Here is an 18,190-nt window from a genome sequence, read left to right as displayed (position 1 = left end):
GGTGCGGATCTCACACGTCGCGTTCTGGGCCGTGCACCTCACGGGTCCGTTCACCAGGTCCCGTGGGGAGGTATTCCAGGCGGGTGGGACCGGTGTGGAGGACGGCGCTGCCCCAGCCGGCCATCTCTTCGCCGGTCAGGTAGCGGTACAGCCACTCGGCGAAGCTCATGGGGTGGCCGGCCCAGTCACCCTCCGCACCCTGGACCACGATTCCATCGGGGTACCCATGGACCTCTGAGGCCGCGAAGATGGCGGCTCCCTGGTCCGTGTCGGCGAGGGGGATGAGGCCGTCGGCAGAACCGAAGGTGATCTGCGGCCGGTTGCAGATCACACGGGGATCAGCGTCGGGTTCCAGGTCTTCGGACTCCCACTCCCGCCACTCGTCCCAGCCCTTCGCGTCCGACCGGATCTGTTCGCCCAGGTTCCGCCACGCACAGGCGGGGTGGGACGAAAGGAAGAGGTGCCCGTTGAGTTGGACAGGTGCGTACGCATCGACGATCGCCTTGTAATCGGCGGGAAGTCCTCTGCCGATCTCCCGCTCCAGGCGAAGCCAGGCAGCAGGATCGCCGTAACGGTTCTCCGCTTGGCCGAGCATGGTGCAGACAGCCTGCAGGTAGTCGGTCATGTCGGTCATCCCCTCGAAGACGCTTGCCTGAATCGTTCCTGCCAGCATCGGGCACCGCTCTTGTCGACGTTGACCCGGGTCCTCGTTGTCCCGACATGGAGATGGCGCATCCCCTGGCGTCACCGCCGCCTTACCCATGCCCCATATCTGCTGTATGTACGTTTGATTAAGCCGGGCCTTGCCTGGCGTGGCGACCCGGGCGGGCAGCCGCGGGTTCCGGCCCGGAGGTCGAGACGAGGCCTCGTGGATCAGATCGCGCTCACGGCGGGAGCCCTGTACGTCCTCGTCCTGATCCGCGCCGCGGGACGTTCGCCGTCGGGTGGCTCGCCGGCGCCGGTGCCCGGCGCAGCCGGTTCGCCCGGCGGACCTCCCTGTCCTCGGTGCTGTCCGGGGCGTCGGCGGTCGACGAGCCGATGCCGGTCACCAAGCGGGAAGAGACACGGTCATCGGCGCCACCGTCAACACGACCAGATCGCTCCGGTACGGGCGAGCAAGGTCCGGACCGACACGATGCCGGCCCAGATCATCCGCCTGGTGCAGCAGGCACAGGCGTCAAAGACCCCGATCCAGCGGCTGGCCGATGCAGTCTCCGCCTGCTTCGTCCCCGCCGTCATCGCCATCCCTGTCGCCTCCTTCGCGATCTGGCACACCGTCGGGCCCGCTCCCGCGCTCACCCTGGCTCTGTTCCCCCCCGGTGGCGGCACTGATCTCGCCTGTCCCTGCGCGCTCGCCTGGACGCCCCCGCTGTCGGTCATGGCCGGTACTGGCAACAGCGCAGAGGCCGAAGATCTGAAAACAGAACTCGCCTCATGAGGCGAGCCCGGACCTCAAAGACTCCCGAGGCCGCAGCAACTGCTTTTGCCACAGGCGTAGTTCATGATGCCTCGTCGTGGGCGCCTCGACCTCACCGGGCAGAATGTGCGGCATGGCGGACACAGCAGCGATATACGCGCTGATCGGGGCAGTAGGTGGGGCCGTTTTCGGGGCGGGGGGCGCGGTGCTCGGGCCGCTCCTGCTGCACCGACGGCAGGCCGCGGAGCGGCGCGAAGCGCTGCTGCGGCAGGAGGAGCGGGAGCGGGTACAGCAGCGCCGAGAAGATGAACTCATCGAACGTCAGCGACAGTTCGAATTGCGGGTGGCCGAACTGGACCGGCAGGCGACCGAGGAGCGGGAGCGTGCCGCAGAGCTCCGCACCCGTCAGACGACCACGACGGAACGGCTGAACCGGATGCGTTCGACCACCCGCGCATGGCACCTGCTCCTCCTCGACACCCACTTCGAGCTGAAAGCCGGCCGGCCGGTCGACCCCGTGGCCTTCTCCGAGTCGTGGCACGCCGCCAGGGCCGCCGTCAACGAGGCCTTCGACGACGCGCTCCACGACGGCCTGTGGTTCGCGCACGCCGGGGCCGTCCGGACGCTGATGCGGAACGGCTCGATGCTGCGCGCGCTGGAAGCGAACGGCCACGGGATCGACGCGACCAGCCTCGGACACGCCCTGTCCTCGGCGACGCACGCCTTGACGCAGTGCGTCGAGGCCGGGCTCCCGCTTCCCGAGGACGTGGCCGAACAGGCCAGAACCGAACTGCGGTACCTGAAAATTTGCCGGGAGGCGCTCGGCGCGCACATCGTCGGCCGACTGGCCGCGCTCGGCGTGGACGTACGCGGCCGTACGGCGGCCGACGGCGCGGAGTGACTGACGAGGACGACGCCCTGACGGTGCACCGGCTGCGCCGGACCGGTTTCGGACCACCTCGGCGTCGCCCGCTTCCCGCCTCGGACAGCCATCGATCGGCCGCACGGATTCGGCTAGGGGTTGGAATCGAAGCGTCACGCCCACATCAGGAGTGATGCGCACCGTTCCGTGACGTTGCGGCGCTTGTAGACCTCGCGGTCGAACGCCGGCGGGCGGCCTCCGCGGTCGCCTCGCCGGACCCGGTTGGTGATCTGGTCGGACCGTTCGGGATCGTGTACCTGACCTTGCGGCATCGCAGTCCCGTACGGCGCCGGCCCCTCGGTCGATGCAATCAGCCGGCCGGACCGGCTGTTCCCGGCGCGGCCGCTTGGCCTTCGAGGCGTCATTGTTCCAACGCGCACGGGGCACAGACGCGACCTTCGCATCTGAGCGCGACGTCGGACCCGACTTCCATCCGGCCCCAGCCGTAAGATTCCGAACAGGAAATTCGAGACCCTCTACGGCGTAGGGTCTCGTCGCCCATGGCGAGACCGGGCACGCTCACGGGCCGTACTTCCACTGTCGCAGACCGCTGCCGCGGCGGTCAGCCCCGATCGACCGACTGGCCGAGCTCGCCACCGACTCACTGCGCGCGGCCAGTCGGCGCCAGGACCGGAGCCCGCATCCTGATCGAGGCCGGCGAAAGCAGCACCTTCCCGACCGCCGACCACCTTGCCGCGGACGCAGGCCTCCCCCGGCAACCCGCGGTTCCGGTCCTCGAGCCGCGGCGAACAGCCCTCCCACCGAGGAAACAAGCAGCTCAAAGCGTCCGAGGACTACCACTCCGAGGAGCTGATGCACGGCTGCACCGACACCCTCTGGTGGGCGGCCGGCGCCCTGCTGCCGGCGGCCCTGGTCGTCGGCCTGCTGGTCACGGCCCGGGCGCCCAGGCGGCCGACGTCAACGCGAAGTGGCCGGCGGCGGGTCGACCGTGAGGGTGCGGGGTGCCAGCGCCGACGGGGCGGGCAGGCGGAGGGGGGTACGGCCCGGGGTGATGCTGCCGAGGACCCGTGGGCCCGCCGCGCCCGTGCATTGCGGCAGGGTGCCCGGCAGGCCGTGCAGGGTGAGGTAGCCGAGTACCGCGAAGGCGTACGCCTCCTTGGCGGCGCTGGGCAGGCCGAGCGCGTCCGAGGTGCGCAGCCGCACCGAGGCGCCGAGTTCCTGCCGGAGTGCGGTCATCAGGGCGGGGTTGCGGGTGCCGCCCCCGGACGCCAGTACCTCCGTGACGCCGAACGGGCGCAGCGCGTCGGCGATCGTACGGGCGGTGAGCCGGGTGAGCGTGGCGAGCACGTCGGGGGCGGGGAGCGGGCCGACCGCGTCCAGGGCCGTCCTCAGATAGCCGGAGTGGAACAGCTCCCGGCCAGTGGTCTTGGGCGCGGGGAGCACGTAGTACGGCTCGGCGAGCAGCCGGTCGAGCAGCGGCCGGTGGACGGTGCCGCGGGCCGCCAGGCGGCCGTCGGTGTCGTGGTCGAGCCGCCCGGCGGTGAGGTGGCGGGCGGCAGCGTCGAGAAGGGCGTTGCCGGGCCCGGAGTCGAAGGCGGCCGGGGTGCCGTCGGGGGTGAGGACGGTGGCGTTGGCGATGCCTCCGACGTTCAGCGCGGCCGGGACGCCCGGGTGTCCGTGCAGCAGCATGCGGTCGATCAGGCCGACGAGGGGCGCGCCCTGCCCGCCGGCGGCGACGTCCCGGGTCCGGAAGCCGGAGACGACGGGGAGTCCGGTCGCCTCCGCGATCCACGCGGGTTCCCCGAGTTGCAGAGTGCCGTGCACGCGGCCGGCGTCGGCCCAGTGGAAGACGGTCTGGCCGTGGGAGGCGACGAGTTCGGCGCGCCCCGCGCAGAGCTCGTGATAGGCCCGGACGGCGAGTCGGGCGAAGGCCTGCCCGATGCGGGTGTCGAGGCGGCACACGTCGGCGAGGGTGGTGCGGCCGGGCGGGAGCGCCGCCGCAAGCGCGTGGCGCAGCTCGTCGTCGTACGGTTCGCTGACCATGCCGAGCGGGGTCAGGCGCAGTGCGGTGCCGTCGCGCGTGATGCGGGCGGCCGCGGCGTCGACGGCGTCACAGGAGGTGCCGGACATCAGGCCGATGACGGTGGTCTGCGTCGCCTGGGGTGTGGGCCGTGCGGAGTGCTGGGTCATCTCAGGGGCCTCAGGTGGTCGTCGGGGCGCAGGGTGAGCAGGGCGGGTACGGCCAGTGCGCAGGCGCCTGCCGCGTAGAGCGCCGGGACGTCCGGGTTGCCGGTGTGCCGTACGAGCGCGGTGACGATCAGGCCCGCGCAGCCGGAGAAGACGGCGTTGGACAGTGCGTAGGCCAGGCCGAGTCCGGTGCTGCGCACACGGGTCGGGAACATCTCCGCGAGCAGGGCGGGGCCGGGCCCGGCCAGCAGTCCGATCATCGCGCCGGCTGCCGCCAGCAGTACCGCTTTCGCCTCGACGGAGGTGCCGGGGGCGCGCAGCAGGTGCAGGAGCGGTACGGCGGTCAGGGCGACGAGGCTGCTGCCGGCGAGCATGACGGCCCGCCGGCCCACCCGGTCGCTGAGCGCGCCGGCGGGGAGGATCGCGGCGGCGAATCCGAGGTTGGCGACGAAGGTGGCGGCCAGCGCCTGCCGGAACGTCGTGCCGAGGGTGGCCTGGAGGTAGGAGGGCAGGACGACGAGGAAGGTGTACCCGGCCGCGGACCATCCCATGATCCGCCCGACCCCGAGCACGACGGTACCCAGGATCTCCGCCACAGCCGGGCCGTCCGCTGGGGCGGGGCGCTCTGGTCTCCCCCGGGGTTCGCCGGGTTCGGGCGCGGGCGGGCGTGGCGGTGGGGCGGTTTCCGGTAGGCGCAGACGGAGCCACAGGGCCACGGCGCCCAGAGGCAGGGCCAGCAGGAAGGGAATCCGCCAGCCCCACGCGTACAGGGCGCTCTCGGAGAGCAGGGTCGCCAGTGCGGCGGCGAGGCCCGCGCCCGCCAGGAGCCCGAGGGCGACCGTGAACGACTGCCACGCGCCGTGGCGGCCGCGCCGGCCGGCCGGTGCGGTCTCGGTCAGCAGGCTCACGGCGCCGCCGAACTCGCCTCCGGCTGACAGGCCTTGGAGGCAGCGCAGCAGCGTGAGCAGCCATGGTGCGAGGGCGCCTGCGGCGGAGTACGCGGGCAACACCCCGATCAGGGCGGTCGCACCCGTCATCAGGCAGATGGCGAGGACGAGCGCCAGGCGGCGGCCTGCCCGGTCCGCGAGCCGGCCGAAGATCAGGGCGCCCAGGGGACGGAAGAAGAAGGCGATGGCGAAGGCGGCGTAGGTCGCGATGAGCGCCTGGCCCCGGTCGCCGCCATCCGGGGTGAAGAAGCGGGCGGCGAGGACGGTGGCGAAGGAGCCGTAGACGCCGAACTCGTACCACTCCACGAAGTTGCCGATGGACCCGGCGAGGAGGGCGTGCCGGACGGAAGGCGGACGGACGGACACAGAGGCCGCAGCGGGCACCGCGGGCCGGCTCTTGGGGCGGGAAGCGGGACGGGCCACAGTGGCTGGCTGCCCGGGCGGACTCCTGGCGATGCGCGCAGCTGACGGATTTCAGCGGATCGGCCGCACCCCGGTCGTGCTCGCGCCGGGCGCGACCGCCGTGCCCGGCACCGTCGATTCGGCTCTGCCCGCCGACTGCGATGGCTGGTTGAAGGTGACCATGTCCAGCTCAGCCACCTCCATCCTCACCGCCCTCGAACGCGCGGCGCTCTTTGAAGGGAGGCTCTTGCCGCCGCCGACCCAGCCGATGAACCAGACCGACTGGGGACCACCTCCGACGCGGACGTCGTCCGGCGGATTGACGCTATCGCCTGACCGCGGGTGTCGAAGTACCGGAGCGTTCCCGTGGCAGCCTGTGCGTTGGCCGCCAGGCCTGTGGCCGGCACGGCTGCCGTGGCGACCGCCGGCCCGAACCCGGCCAGGCGTAGGAGTGCATGAGTCCGTTTCTCCCAGGCTGAACGCTGATCCTCATGCCTTGACGACCCGCCCTCCTTTCTCGGTGCGTGGGGGCTCGGGCTGTCACCTTGCCAGGGCTGATGGAACGGCTCGCGCAGGTGCCGGAAGGACGTGCCTTCGGGTCCAGGTTCCCCACGGGCCCACCCTGATGCCTGGCGGGGACGGATGGCGTTCGTCGGGATTGGAGCCTCACACGCCGCGGCGTGCTTCGGACGCTCCATTGGGGAGTCGAGGTCGCTACGGCCGTGTCGGCCGCCATCCGCCGCCCAGGCGAGTACAAGGGATGGCAAACCAGCAGGTCCCAGCTTTCCGAGACGAGGGCAGCGTGTCGCACGCCCGCCCGCTCTGCGCCGCCCGGAAGCCAGGCTCGCTCTCGCACCGGCGCTCGTGGTTGCCGCTGCCGTCTTCGCCGCCGTGTTCCTGTCTCGGTGCACTGCGTCCAGGCGTACGGCGTGCAGCTGGCCGGCGCCCCTGGTCTGCGCGTGTGGTCACGCCCCAGCGGAATGAGGGCCGCGGCGAGGGTGCCGACTGTCCACACGGCGAGCGCGGCACGACGCGCCCGCCGGGTCCCGGTACCCAGCCGTACCGCGAGGCCGGCAGAGGCGGCGGCGACGGTCGGCAATGCCGCCGGGAGCAGCCGGCCGGCCGTGCCATGTACATACCGGCTGAGGGTCTCGCTCACCAGGTGATACTCCGGGTTGAGCACCTCTATCGCACTCATCGTCAGGGCCCCGATGCCGATCAAGGTGAGCGGAGCCTGTACTCCGGCTGCCGGAGCCGTGTTCGTCGCTGCCGTGCCGTCCTCCTCTGTGTCGTCCTGGTGGTCCAGAACCTACGGAGGGGCGGGGGTGGCCGCGTCGTCCCGATGCCGACATCCGGCGTACACCGGACGGTGTCGTCGTCGGAGTCGGCTGCACCGTTCGGTGCACACGGTGGGCTGCCGGAGCTCGTCTGCACGGGGGGCGGGGTCCCTGCCGCTATAACCGCACCGCTGTGAACGAAACCTCGACCGGCGGAGGAAGACATCACATTCAAGTGGCAGAAATGAGACAGAGCAAAAGGCGTTATCTGTTCGTTACGAAGCCGAGGATGTGGGGAAAATGTCCTCATTTTTCACAGAAATCCGGGCCCATCTTTGACTCCTCACCACCTTCAGCAAGGGGGCTGCATATATCACACATAACCCAAGCTCCGTAACCCCTTGGGGCCATGCATTTTGCTCCCGCCCTGGGTAACTTCGGCCCGCATGACTGCTCATGCAGACCTGGCCCGATACAGGAAGACCCTCCCGACCACCACGACCACCAAAGCCACCACAGCCACCACAGCCACACGCATCGACCGCCCCCGCCCGGATGACGGCCCTCTGCTGTGGCGCCTGGCACGCGACTCCAGGACTCTGGACCTCAACTCGTCCTACAGCTACCTCCTCTGGTGCCGTGACTTCGCCGGCACGTCCGCCGTGGCCCGCGACGCGTCCGGGCGGGCCGTCGGGTTCGTCAGCGGATACATGCGGCCCAAGAGCCCCGGAACCCTGCTCGTCTGGCAGATCGCCGTCGACGAATCCGTCCGCGGCCAGGGAATCGCCGGGGCCCTGCTCGACGGGCTCTCCACCCGTGTGGCGGCGGAACACGGGCTGAGGTCCCTCGAGACCACCATCTCGCCCGGAAACCACGCGTCGGAGCGGTTGTTCGCCTCGTACGCCGCACGGCACGGCGCCACCGTCACGCGCGAAGTGCTGTTCGCCTCCGAGGACTTCCCGGACGCGGGGCACGCCCCCGAGGTCCTGCACCGCATCGAGCCGCTCCACTTCTGACCCCGGTCCCGGTCCGGCGCTCCCGCCGTGCGCGAGCCGTGCCGGCGGCCGTCCGGGCCACCACCCCGTACACCCGAGACCGCACACACCCACGCCCACTGGAGAATTGCCTTGACCATGACCGAGCCGGTCCCGTCCGTCTTCGAGACCGTGGAGTCCGAGGTCCGCAGCTACTGCCGGGCCTGGCCCGTCGTCTTCGAGCGCGCCACGGGAAGCCGGCTGTACGACGAACACGGCCGCGGCTACCTGGACTTCTTCGCGGGCGCCGGGTCCTTGAACTACGGCCACAACAACCCCGTCCTCAAGCGGGCCCTCCTCAACTACCTGGAGCGCGACGGCATCACGCACGCGCTCGACATGTCGACGACCGCCAAGAGGGCCTTCCTGGAGACCTTCCGGTCCCGCGTCCTCGAACCCCGCGCCCTGCCCTACAAAGTGATGTTCCCTGGGCCGACCGGGACCAACGCCGTCGAAGCAGCGCTGAAGCTCGCGCGCAAAGCCAAGGGCCGCGAGGCGGTCGTGTCCTTCACCAACGCCTTCCACGGCATGTCCCTCGGCTCGCTCGCCGTCACGGGCAACGCCTTCAAACGTGCCGGCGCCGGTATCCCCCTGGTCCACGGCACCCCGATGCCCTTCGACAACTACCTCGGCGGCAGGACCCCCGACTTCCTCTGGTTCGAGCGCCTGCTGGAGGACCAGGGCTCCGGCCTCAACCATCCGGCGGCGGTCATCGTCGAGACGATCCAGGGCGAGGGCGGGATCAACGTGGCCCGGGCGGAATGGCTCCGCTCCCTCGCGGACCTGTGTCGGCGCCGCGACATGCTGCTGATCGTCGACGACATCCAGATGGGCTGCGGCCGGACCGGCGAGTTCTTCTCCTTCGAGGAAGCCGGCATCACGCCAGACATCGTCACCCTGTCCAAGTCCATCAGCGGCTACGGCCTGCCCATGTCCCTGTGCCTGTTCAAGCCCGAACTGGACCTGTGGGAGCCGGGCGAGCACAACGGCACCTTCCGCGGCAACAACCCGGCCTTCGTCACCGCGACCGCGGCCCTGGAGACGTACTGGAGCGACGGCATCCTGCGCGAGCGCACCCTCATCCTGGGCCGGCGCGTCGAGAGCGTGCTGCGCGAGCTGTGTGCCGAACACGCCGGGCTGGGCGCGACGCATCGGGGCCGCGGACTGGTCTGGGGCATCGAGTTCACCCACAAGGAGCGAGCCGCGGAGGTGTGCCGCAGGGCCTTCGAACACGGGCTGCTCGTCGAGACCTCCGGCCCCGAGGGCGAGGTCGTGAAGCTGCTCCCCCCGCTCACCGTCACCACCGACGAACTCGACGAGGGCCTCGACATCCTCGCCCGCTCCGTCCGCGAAGCCGCCTGAACAGCACACCGCCAGACACCACGAAGGGCACCACCATGATCGTCCGATCGTTCCGGGACATCGAGGGAACCGACCGCCATGTCAGGGCGGCATCCGGCACCTGGGAGAGCAAGCGCATCGTCCTGGCCAAGGAACGGGTCGGCTTCTCCCTGCACGAGACCGTCCTGTACGCCGGCACCGAGACGTCCATGTGGTACGCGAACCACGTGGAGGCTGTGGTCTGCACGGAAGGGGAGGCCCAGCTCACCGACGAGGAAACCGGCCGGACCTACACGATCACGCCGGGAACCATGTACCTCCTCGACGGCCATGAGCGGCACACGCTGCGCGTGAAGCAGGACTTCCGCTGCCTGTGCGTCTTCAACCCGCCCGTGACCGGCCGGGAGGACCACGACGAGAACGGCGTGTACCCGCTGCTCACCGAACCCGACCACAGCTGACGTACGCACACGCACAGAGAGGAGAGGCAGGCACCGCCATGACCCACGCATCCACCCGCACTGTGAACGACCTGTATCCGACCCGCGGCCCCAAGGAGGTGCTCACCGGCCGCGCGGACCCCGTCGTCTGGTCCGAGCCCGGCACACCCGGCCCGATGTGGGCCCGCGAGCTGGAGAGTTACGAGCGCGACGGCTTCCTGTCCGTCGACGAACTCATCACGCCCGACGAGGTGGACGTCTATCGGGGCGAGATGGACCGGCTCCTCCGTGACCCTTCGACGCTGGCGGACGAGCGGTCCATCGTGGAGCCGAAGTCCCGGGAAGTACGCTCCGTCTTCGAGGTCCACCGGATCAGCGAGGTGTTCGCGGCCCTCGCCGCAGATCCGCGCCTCGTAGGCTGCGCACGACAGATTCTGGGCTCCGAGGTATACGTGCACCAGTCCCGGATCAACGTCAAGCCCGGATTCGGTGCCAGCGGCTTCTACTGGCACTCCGACTTCGAGACCTGGCACGCGGAAGACGGCCTGCCGCACATGCGCACCGTGTCGGTGTCCATCGCCCTGACGCCGAACTACGCCACCAACGGCGGCCTGATGATCATGCCGGGCTCCCACCGGACCTTCCTGGGCTGTGCCGGTGCGACACCGAAGGACAACTACAAGAAGTCCCTCCAGATGCAGGATGCCGGCACCCCGTCGGACGAAGCTTTGACCAAGTTCGCCTCGGCCTGCGGCATCAAGCTCTTCACCGGCAAGGCGGGCTCGGCCACCTGGTTCGACTCCAACGCGATGCACGGCTCGGGTGACAACATCACGCCGTACCCGCGCAGCAACGTGTTCATCGTCTTCAACAGCGTCGAGAACCGCCCGGCGAAGCCCTTCGCCGCCCCCGTGCGCCGTCCCGGATACATCGCATCGCAGGACTTCACACCCCTGCGCTGACGTGACCGGCCGGCCCGGGCCACCGCCCGGGCACCTGCCCGGCGGGCGAACGCACCCTACCGGGTGCTCTTTGCCTTCTTCTCGGTTGTGCCGGTCGGCAACTGCATGCCCGGGTACGGAGTTGCTCGCCTCCGTGCCCGGGCGTTCATGGGGCGCCCGCCCGGTGCCGGCAGGCGGCTGCCAGGAGCCCGGGACGCACGTGGGGCTCCGTCAGGAGCGGGCCGGCCGGCACGCGGTGCAGGGCCGGCAAGACACCGGCCCGCCACTGGACAGGTCGGCGGTGAACCGCTGCGAGCCCGCTCCGAGGAAGCGGACGCGCCCGGGACGGAGGTCCCTCACCTCGTCCGTCCACCTTCGAGCTCGGGCCCTGTCGGCGGCGCCTGAATCGAGGCCTCCTACCGAGGAGAGGTGCGCAGCGCACACCCTCAAGGCGTCTGCGTCGGCGAGCGCAGCCAGCATCCGGGAGCTGACCCCACCAGCTGCGGCGTACACAACTGCCCCGCGTCCGGCGGAGCCCGGGCCGACAGACTGAGCAGTCGGGCACGGTCACCCGGCACCCTGCCGGATGGCAGCGAGCCGGCACCGCCCCGCACGGCGCTTCAGGACACCACTGGAGCGCCGTCAACTTCGGTCAGCCTGACTGTGCACAGTCCGCCGCGCTCACTCTTCACGTCCGTGACCTTGAGCTGCGTGCCCGGTGTGAGGATGTACTCCTCCTCCCCCGTGAAGGCGGAGAAGCGCCTGATCCCGACCGCACGGGTGGGCGTCACCTCGAAGAGCGTCCGCTTGCCGCGGCTGCCCAGGAAGGACCTGGCCACCTTCAGCTCGGAGGTGCACGAGGAGACGCCCCACCAGGTGACCGTGCGACCCACCGGATACTGCGCCCGCAGGTCCAGCGAGACACCGCGCCACAGCGGCTGCTTGTGGGCGGGCAGTCCCGAGACCGCCGAGAACAGCAGGCGCAGGTAGGGCAGGTAGGGCGTGACCCTGGTCCGGTCCGGGGAGCGTAGGACGGCGTTGATCTCCCGGTAGAAGGCGGACTCGCAGGTGTAGAGGTAGAGAGCAGCGATCGCATCGGCGGACAGGCTCCCGGACATCTCGTCCGCCCGCAGCTTGCCGAAGTCGCGCGACCGCCCGATGTGTCCGGCGATGCCGGACAGCGTCTCGGCGACCGGTGCGACGGCGTCCTGGAAGTCCATCAGCGGGGTGTCGAACACGCCGGTGATCGCGGGGAGGACCAGGCCCTCGTCCTTGACGCTGGTGAGCCGCTCCAGATAGAGCTGGTGCAGGTTCATCGTCGACTCGATGAAGGCGCCCATGCGCGCCGCGACGGCACCCCCGTCCGTACCCCCGGCACCGGCCGCCTCCTCGTTCCACCCCTTGCTCGGCAGCCAGTCGATGCCGTCGGCACCCAGCGAGGTGAGTGCCTCGTTCACCATGGCGAAGTGGTCGCCCTCGCAGAAGAGGTCGCCCTGCGCCGCCGGGTTCGCGTGGTCGATGTGCCGGACCTCGACGTCCGGGTACTTCTCCTGGAGGCGCAGGACGACCCTCTTCAGGTTGCGGGCGTGCGCACCCCACCAGGCGAACACGACTCCGCGGTCCTCCTCGTCGGCTTCCTGCTTGGCCTTGAGGATCTCCTCTACGATCCGTTCGGCGACGGGCCGCCAGAACGCCGTGTGCTGATCGGTACCCATCGCTCCGTCGCCGCTCGCGGTGAGCGAGGCGTTCAGCAACAGCACGCCTTGCGTGAGCATCGCCTGGAACCACTCCGGCGGCTGGACGGTGTCCCGCTCCTTCAACAGCGCGCGAACGTCGCCGACGGGCGTCTTCTTGGCGATGCCGTACTTCCACATCGCCGCCGCCTTGATGATGCAGCGAATACTAACGACCCTGCCGAACTGGCTGTCCTTCCAGTCGCTGAAGGTGTTGTCGAACATGGCTATGCCGGTCGCGCTCTCCGGCCGCGGGTACGGGTTCTGGCCGAAGGCGACCACCTTCCACTTGTGCGGCGGGTTGGGCTTGAGAGCTTGAAACGTCAGCTCACGGACCGGGACGACCTCGGGGCTGCGGCCCTTCCCGATGAACCGGGCCGCGTCCGGCAGCCCCTCGATGACCGGCTTCAGGAGAGGAAGCCAGGGCTCACCACCGCCGTCGAAGAGTTCGGTGAGAGCCAGGGGATCGTCCGCTCCGGGCTGGGCCGGCGCCTGCCCGGTCACCGAGTCGGTCACGGGCACTACGGCCTTCGGCGGCACGATGCGTATCCGCTCTTCGGCCGAGGCGCTCTCGATGCCGCCCAGCTGCGTGATGATCGTGGCGCGCAGCTCGTCGTCGTCCTCGAACCAGTGGTCGTGGAAGAGCGTGTAGCCGGTCCACATCAAATTGGCGCACACCCTGGCAGGGACGCGACCCGTCTGCGCACCCATCCCGACCAGCGCCACGGAGCGGATGCTGCCCGGCGCCTTCCGGTTCTGCCGGTGGACGGCCTGGAACGCGGCGGCGCATGCCATCGCCACGTTCAGCGTGGCACTCACGTTCTGCGAGGACTGCACCATGGTCGGCGTCGATATCACATACCGGGGGACAGCCGCCCCGGAAGGGACGCAGACCGCGCTGCCCACGGGGAGGGGTCCGGCGAACCGATCGCGGATCGCCCGCCGCACACGTAGCTGGATGCCGGATCCGAGATGCCGCTTGATGACGGCGTCGACCCCGCCGTCCATCCGGCCTTGGGAGTTGGTCGGGGTGACCCAGGCATCGACGTCTTCGTCGAGGATCGAGCCCCTGCGGATCTCGATCCCGGGCGTGTCCGCGAACGCCGCCCGCCACGCCTCCACCACGCGCTCGTTCACGTCGGTCAGAACCACCTTGAGCGCAGGCTGAACACTGCTCTCGGTCATCGTCCACTCCTGTCGGGAAAGGCCCTTGCAACACCTCGAACGTAACCGCCACCACTGACAACGCCGCTCCGAGAAGGGGACGATGACCTGCCGTCATGACTCCAGGCCCCCGCGGACCTCCCTGCGGCGAGCCCAGCGCACGCTGACTCCCGGACACCGAGGATCCTGCTGTCCTGCGGCACCAGTCACCCGGTGTCGGGTCGGCCATCGCCTCCGTACCCGCGTCGAGCACACCTTCGCCCGGATGAAGAACTGGAAGCTCCTTCGCGACTGCCGCAAGAAGGGCTACGGCCTCAACCACGCCGTCCAGGCGGTCGCCACCATGCACAACCTCGCCCTCGCCGGGTGAAACAGCAGGTCAGCGGGCACTCTGCCCTGCCCGGGACAGACCTGCATGGACGAGCCGGACGATGTGATGTCCAGGTCCGGCCCGTCCGTCCGACGCCAAAGGTCGAGTTGGTACTGGTGTGTCGTGTGCGTGGGCGTGTAGACGAGACTGTCGTTGATCTGTCTCATGTGCGTGTTGCTGTCGGCCGTGTCAGTCAGGAGACCGCCGACGTCTGGATAGCGCCCATGGGCGTGTCGGATCGACTCGGCCTTCATCCATCGGCCGAGGCCGTGTCAACGGTGCTCGGGTAGCACGCCGGTGCCGAGGCCGCGGGCCCGGCCATCTGCCCGCGCCGCCGGATCGCCCTGCGCGGCGCCCGCCGACAGGTCCCGCGGTGCCGAGAGTTCGCACGTGAGGCACTGAAAGACTGGGGGTGGGACGGTCGCGAGACTGCCGAGGACGCACTCCTGGTCGTGTCCGAACTCGTCGTCAATGCCCGCCTGCACGCCGATGGTTGCCACGAGTTCATGCTCCGTGCTGGGGACGTGTTGCGCGTGGAGGTCTACGATGGCTGCGGCGACCTGCCGCGGCTGCCGCCGGCGTCGCAGCTGGGCACCCCGGGCGGGCACGGCGGCCTGCAGATAGTGCGCCGGCTCGCCGACAGCTGGGGCGCCGAGACCCGCGAGCACGGCAAAGTGGTGTGGGCCGAGATCGACGCCGAGCGTCTGCGGACGGGCCGGCCCCGACGCGCCGGAAGCAGCTGAACCGGGTCCGCCGGCTCGAACGCAACGCACGGAGGTCTGGAGGCCTGCCAGGGTGATCACCTCTGGCCGGCCCCTCGAGGTCGGGCGGACGTGCAGCAGGTCCTCGCGCCTCGCACACAGCCTCGGCCCTCTCACCCGTGTGCCGAAGACGGCCCTATCGAGCCCGGTCCGCCATTGCCAAACCGGGACGGGCGGCATCTCGGTGGCGGACCCGCCCGCCGACGTGCCCGCCGACGTGCCCGCCGACGTGCCCGGTGACGGCCCGGCCGCGCCGCCGCGGAGGCCCCTTCCGGGGCCGGGCGGGACCGGGTGTCGACAGGGAGGGGTCCGAGCGGGGCCCGAGCATGAACTCCTCCCACCGGCCGAGGCCGAGGACTGCGCACAAGAAGGCGAGTAGGAGGAGCAGCGCAGCGATGAACATGGGTGTCCTTTCGGCAGCCTCTCCCCCGCGCATGCCCACGACCTGCCGTGGCACGCAGCCGACGCCGAGCCGCTCAGCCGGCCCTTCCGGCGGTGATCCGCGCGCAGTGCCGGACGAGGTTCGCGGAGTCCTCCTCCGGCCGCAGCGGAGCCCATGGATGCGCGCACCGTTGCCGCGCTCCGGAATCCGGGCCGTACGGTACGCCGGACCGGCCGCGCCGCGCGCTTCCCCGGCTCGGGCGCCGTGGCGACACCGTTCTCCATTGGCTGCCCGCCGTGCTGTCGCGGTGTGGCCTGCGCAGCCGCCGGGCGGGGCTTAGCGTGGCAGGTAAGGGGAGAGCCACCGCCATGCGAACGACAGACGACACGTCACGGCAGGAGGGTCAGCCATGGGCAGTGTGCACGAACCTGAAGGCCCCCGGTCGCCGGACGGGGATGCCGGCCCAGTGGACGCTTTCGAGGTGGTCTTCGCGGCCTCGGACGGACTCGGGGAGGACGTGGTCCGCATGACCCGCACCAGCGCGGCGGGGCCCGGCGGTCACCCCGTCTACGAGGACGCCACCGGCATCGTCCGGGCGGAGATCAGCAACCAGGGCGAGGTGCGCGTACTGGCGACCGGGGGCGGCCAGGCGCCCGCCCGCGTGCTGCGGGCCCGGGCCGTCGCCTGACGCCCGGACCCTGAACACGCCCACGGACGGCCTAGCGGTCTGCGAGGAGGCCGTCGAAGAACTCCCGGTCCAGGCACTCCGCCTCGGTACCGGCCGGAACCACCGCCCACGGATCCTCCAGCCAGGCCTACAGCTCGGCCCGGTCCAGCGTGAAGAGGGCGGGCGCCCTGCTCCCCACCCGCAGCAGCACCAGCCCCGCCCGTCCGGGCCCCGCCGTGGGCTGGATCCGTACGTCCCCTCCTCCCGTCAGGCTGCGGACGCCCCGGGCGAGGAGGTCTCGGCCGATCACCCGGGTCACGTCGGATCGGCCGCCGGCGGGTGGAAGGTGATCTCGACTTCCAGGGGGGCGTCGGGGCTCCACCGGAACGTGGCCCAGAGAGGGAACCGCAGCCGAGTCCGCAGTTGATGGATCTCGATCGTCCGGGTCAGGTCGTGTTCGGCAACGGAGGTCGGGAAGGCCATGATGACTCGTTTCTGCGAGAGGGCGGACCGGCAAGCCGGGCAGAGAGCGGTCCTCTGCCCGGAGCGGCGCCGGGAAGCACCGGCGTCCTTGCTCCCGTCTGTTCACTCCTGCCCATCCCAAACTGGTCCTCGTCAAGTCGCGGTGGGCTCGGTTGCACCACCCGATCCCTCCTGGAGGGCCCGAACGGCCCTCTCCGACCGCGACACGCACCGTCACAACCTGGCGAGCAAGGTTGGCGGGAAAGGGAGGGCGCCGATAAATCCCGGCGACATCGGCAGGTTCGAAGCCCGACGGCGGCTGTCCGGACCGCTTCACCCGGGCAGGACGCCGACGGCCAGCTCCTTGCTGCAGGCGCGGACCAATACCGCGGACGGACCCGATGCCCGGGCTGGGCAGCAACCAGGAGCTGTCCGGCCGATCATGCGCGAAGCCGGACGCGGTGCCTGGTCGAGCGGCACGGGGGCAGCGTGACACAGCTGCTCACGCCGGGTCCGGCAGGTTCATCCGCGCGAGCTTGGCCGGGTCGACCACGGCGCCGATGGCGGTGATCCGGCCGTCTGTGACGGTGAACGCGAGGACGGACAGTGGGGTCCCGTCCTCTCGCCAGGAGATGACTCCGGGAAGGCCGCCCACGAGGACTGCCCGGCCCTGGGTGGCCGCGCCGGCGGCCAGCTGCGCGCCGGCGGCGACCTTGGTGGCGCCGAGGGTGACGACCACGCCGCCGGGGGTGTCGACGGTGAGCCGCACCTCGGGGTCGAGCACGCGCAGCAGACCCTCGAAGTCTCCACCGCGGGCGGCCGCCAGGAAGGCGGAGACCACGTGGCGCTGCTCCCGGCGTGCGCCGGCCGGCTGCTCGGTTGCCCGGACCTTTCTGCGGGCGCGGCTGGCGAGCATCTTGGTGGCGTCGGTGGACTTGCCGAGGATGCGGCCGATCTCGTCGAAGGGCACCGCGAACAGGTCGTGCAGCACGAACGCCAGCCGCTCGCTGGGCCGGAGCGATTCAAGGACGACGAGGAGCGCGAGTCCGACCGAGTCGGCGAGCACCGCGTCGTCGTCCGGGGCGGAAGCGTCGTCGAGCGTCACCACGAGGTCGGGCAGACGGTCGTCCAGGGATGCCTCGGGGCGGGCCTGGCGCGACCGGAGGACGTCGAAGCTGATCCGGCCGACCACGGTGGTGAGCCAGCCGGCGAGGTTTTCGATGGCGGTCGTGTCCTGGCGGGAGAGCCGCAGCCAGGCTTCCTGGACCACGTCCTCGGCGTCGGCGTTCGACCCGAGCACGCGGTGGGCGACCGCACGCAGCCGGTCGCGCTGGGCTTCGAACGCTTGCCGGACCCGGTGGCCCAGGCGTTTCTATGTCACCGATCAGGAGCGCGCGCTGAGGTTCTACACCGACCAGCTCGGCCTGGAGAAGCGCGTCGACTACCCGGGGCCTGACGGACGTTTCCTCACCATAGGCATCCCCGGCAGCCTGCTCGAAATCATCCTCTGGCCTCACACCACGGCCGCTGGACAGCCGGCCGAGCTTCAGCCCGGCACCACACCCGGCCCGGTCTTTCTCGAATCGGACGACCTGCGCGCAGACTTCGAGGTGCTCCGTGAACGCGGTGTGACGTTCGACCAGCCCGAACCGGAGGACTACGGGTACGGGGTCCGCATCGAGGCCGTGGACCCCGACGGCAACCGGATCTCGCTGCGCCAGCGCGCAGCCTGGCAGAGCCGTGGCGATGGCTGACCGTCCTGAGCCCGGGTTGGCCGGCGTC

17 protein-coding genes and 3 pseudogenes are annotated in these 18,190 nt (G+C 70.5%); 10 read left to right on the top strand and 10 right to left on the bottom strand.

The features are described from left to right. Positions 1 to 10: 10 nt before the first annotated feature. Positions 11 to 673 carry a hypothetical protein gene (locus tag AB0O21_RS35845; RefSeq protein ID WP_365178638.1) on the bottom strand — a complete coding sequence of 221 codons (663 nt, stop codon included), beginning with the start codon at positions 671 to 673 and terminating at the stop codon, positions 11 to 13. A 462-nt stretch (positions 674 to 1,135) separates the two neighbouring features. On the opposite strand from AB0O21_RS35845, the gene AB0O21_RS35840 reads away from it, so the two are divergent. After that, positions 1,136 to 1,438 carry a hypothetical protein gene (locus tag AB0O21_RS35840; protein WP_365178635.1) on the top strand — a complete coding sequence of 101 codons (303 nt, stop codon included), beginning with the start codon at positions 1,136 to 1,138 and terminating at the stop codon, positions 1,436 to 1,438. Between the two features lie 112 nt (positions 1,439 to 1,550). Then, on the top strand, positions 1,551 to 2,318 hold the full coding sequence (locus AB0O21_RS35835) for a hypothetical protein (RefSeq protein WP_365178632.1): 768 nt from the start codon (positions 1,551 to 1,553) through the stop codon (positions 2,316 to 2,318). 146 nt (positions 2,319 to 2,464) lie between these two features. Here the strand turns inward: AB0O21_RS35835 and AB0O21_RS35830 are convergent. The 4 genes and pseudogenes from AB0O21_RS35830 to AB0O21_RS35815 all read right to left on the bottom strand — a co-directional run. Next, a pseudogene (locus AB0O21_RS35830) lies at positions 2,465 to 2,587 on the bottom strand (IS5/IS1182 family transposase); the annotation flags it as partial. A 670-nt stretch (positions 2,588 to 3,257) separates the two neighbouring features. Beyond that, positions 3,258 to 4,490, bottom strand: coding sequence for an anhydro-N-acetylmuramic acid kinase (locus AB0O21_RS35825; protein WP_365178629.1), 1,233 nt, complete (start codon positions 4,488 to 4,490; stop codon positions 3,258 to 3,260). After that, positions 4,487 to 5,800, bottom strand: coding sequence for an MFS transporter (locus tag AB0O21_RS35820; RefSeq protein WP_365178626.1), 1,314 nt, complete (start codon positions 5,798 to 5,800; stop codon positions 4,487 to 4,489). The genes AB0O21_RS35825 and AB0O21_RS35820 overlap by 4 nt, the downstream gene beginning before the upstream one ends. Positions 5,801 to 5,908: 108 nt before the next feature. Next, a complete protein-coding gene (locus tag AB0O21_RS35815) occupies positions 5,909 to 6,034 on the bottom strand; it encodes a hypothetical protein (protein ID WP_365178623.1) in 126 nt (41 codons plus the stop codon). Between the two features lie 1,525 nt (positions 6,035 to 7,559). Here AB0O21_RS35815 and ectA point away from each other — a divergent pair. The 4 genes from ectA to thpD all read left to right on the top strand — a co-directional run bounded on the left by ectA (position 7,560) and on the right by thpD (position 10,890). After that, positions 7,560 to 8,129, top strand: a complete 570-nt coding sequence (ectA, locus tag AB0O21_RS35810) for a diaminobutyrate acetyltransferase (RefSeq protein ID WP_365178620.1) — start codon at positions 7,560 to 7,562, stop codon at positions 8,127 to 8,129. 111 nt (positions 8,130 to 8,240) lie between these two features. Continuing rightward, positions 8,241 to 9,509: a diaminobutyrate--2-oxoglutarate transaminase gene (gene ectB, locus AB0O21_RS35805; protein ID WP_365178618.1), complete on the top strand. Its 1,269-nt coding sequence runs from the start codon at positions 8,241 to 8,243 to the stop codon at positions 9,507 to 9,509. 35 nt (positions 9,510 to 9,544) lie between these two features. Continuing rightward, entirely contained in the window at positions 9,545 to 9,949 is a 405-nt protein-coding gene (locus AB0O21_RS35800; protein ID WP_365178615.1) for an ectoine synthase, read from the top strand. A gap of 38 nt (positions 9,950 to 9,987) precedes the next feature. Beyond that, positions 9,988 to 10,890 carry an ectoine hydroxylase gene (gene thpD / locus AB0O21_RS35795; protein ID WP_365178613.1) on the top strand — a complete coding sequence of 301 codons (903 nt, stop codon included), beginning with the start codon at positions 9,988 to 9,990 and terminating at the stop codon, positions 10,888 to 10,890. A gap of 599 nt (positions 10,891 to 11,489) precedes the next feature. On the opposite strand, the gene AB0O21_RS35790 is transcribed toward thpD, so the two are convergent. Beyond that, on the bottom strand, positions 11,490 to 13,787 hold the full coding sequence (locus AB0O21_RS35790) for a macro domain-containing protein (protein WP_365178611.1): 2,298 nt from the start codon (positions 13,785 to 13,787) through the stop codon (positions 11,490 to 11,492). A 208-nt stretch (positions 13,788 to 13,995) separates the two neighbouring features. Between AB0O21_RS35790 and AB0O21_RS35785 the strand changes: the two are divergent. Continuing rightward, a pseudogene (locus tag AB0O21_RS35785) lies at positions 13,996 to 14,136 on the top strand (IS5/IS1182 family transposase); the annotation flags it as partial. A gap of 98 nt (positions 14,137 to 14,234) precedes the next feature. Here AB0O21_RS35785 and AB0O21_RS35780 read toward each other — a convergent pair. Beyond that, a pseudogene (locus tag AB0O21_RS35780) lies at positions 14,235 to 14,438 on the bottom strand (GNAT family N-acetyltransferase); the annotation flags it as partial. Between the two features lie 18 nt (positions 14,439 to 14,456). On the opposite strand from AB0O21_RS35780, the gene AB0O21_RS35775 reads away from it, so the two are divergent. Both AB0O21_RS35775 and AB0O21_RS35770 read left to right on the top strand, forming a co-directional pair. Continuing rightward, positions 14,457 to 14,879, top strand: coding sequence for an ATP-binding protein (locus AB0O21_RS35775; RefSeq protein WP_365178660.1), 423 nt, complete (start codon positions 14,457 to 14,459; stop codon positions 14,877 to 14,879). An 866-nt stretch (positions 14,880 to 15,745) separates the two neighbouring features. Then, the gene (locus AB0O21_RS35770; RefSeq protein WP_365178608.1) at positions 15,746 to 15,967 is read left to right on the top strand and encodes a DUF6296 family protein; all 222 of its coding nucleotides are present in this window, start codon (positions 15,746 to 15,748) and stop codon (positions 15,965 to 15,967) included. A gap of 127 nt (positions 15,968 to 16,094) precedes the next feature. Here AB0O21_RS35770 and AB0O21_RS35765 read toward each other — a convergent pair whose 3' ends face one another. The 3 genes from AB0O21_RS35765 to AB0O21_RS35755 form a co-directional block, all read right to left on the bottom strand. Beyond that, positions 16,095 to 16,256, bottom strand: coding sequence for an SsgA family sporulation/cell division regulator (locus AB0O21_RS35765; protein WP_365178605.1), 162 nt, complete (start codon positions 16,254 to 16,256; stop codon positions 16,095 to 16,097). A 5-nt stretch (positions 16,257 to 16,261) separates the two neighbouring features. Further along, complete coding sequence (locus AB0O21_RS35760; protein WP_365178602.1) at positions 16,262 to 16,429, bottom strand: hypothetical protein; 168 nt, start codon at positions 16,427 to 16,429, stop codon at positions 16,262 to 16,264. Between the two features lie 481 nt (positions 16,430 to 16,910). After that, a complete protein-coding gene (locus AB0O21_RS35755) occupies positions 16,911 to 17,729 on the bottom strand; it encodes a sigma-70 family RNA polymerase sigma factor (RefSeq protein WP_365178657.1) in 819 nt (272 codons plus the stop codon). Between AB0O21_RS35755 and AB0O21_RS35750 the strand changes: the two genes are divergently transcribed. Further along, complete coding sequence (locus AB0O21_RS35750; protein WP_365178599.1) at positions 17,638 to 18,162, top strand: VOC family protein; 525 nt, start codon at positions 17,638 to 17,640, stop codon at positions 18,160 to 18,162. The two genes, AB0O21_RS35755 and AB0O21_RS35750, sit on opposite strands and share 92 nt — an antisense overlap. Positions 18,163 to 18,190: the final 28 nt, after the last annotated feature.

It is taken from the genome of Streptomyces sp. NPDC091371 (assembly GCF_040684275.1).
Classification (GTDB): Bacteria; Actinomycetota; Actinomycetes; order Streptomycetales; family Streptomycetaceae; genus Streptomyces.
The sequence above is the reverse complement of the archived record's forward strand: the minus strand, read 5'-3'. Positions and strand labels throughout refer to the sequence as shown.

Bases quoted from the DNA above. Each gene is read 5' to 3' on its own strand.
- AB0O21_RS35845 (WP_365178638.1), bottom strand. From the start codon at position 673: ATGCTGGCAGGAACGATTCAGGCAAGCGTCTTCGAGGGGATGACCGAC.
- AB0O21_RS35840 (WP_365178635.1), top strand. From the start codon at position 1,136: ATGCCGGCCCAGATCATCCGCCTGGTGCAGCAGGCACAGGCGTCAAAG.
- AB0O21_RS35835 (WP_365178632.1), top strand. From the start codon at position 1,551: ATGGCGGACACAGCAGCGATATACGCGCTGATCGGGGCAGTAGGTGGG.
- AB0O21_RS35825 (WP_365178629.1), bottom strand. From the start codon at position 4,490: ATGACCCAGCACTCCGCACGGCCCACACCCCAGGCGACGCAGACCACC.
- ectA (WP_365178620.1), top strand. From the start codon at position 7,560: ATGACTGCTCATGCAGACCTGGCCCGATACAGGAAGACCCTCCCGACC.
- AB0O21_RS35800 (WP_365178615.1), top strand. From the start codon at position 9,545: ATGATCGTCCGATCGTTCCGGGACATCGAGGGAACCGACCGCCATGTC.
- thpD (WP_365178613.1), top strand. From the start codon at position 9,988: ATGACCCACGCATCCACCCGCACTGTGAACGACCTGTATCCGACCCGC.
- AB0O21_RS35790 (WP_365178611.1), bottom strand. From the start codon at position 13,787: ATGACCGAGAGCAGTGTTCAGCCTGCGCTCAAGGTGGTTCTGACCGAC.
- AB0O21_RS35760 (WP_365178602.1), bottom strand. From the start codon at position 16,429: ATGGCCTTCCCGACCTCCGTTGCCGAACACGACCTGACCCGGACGATC.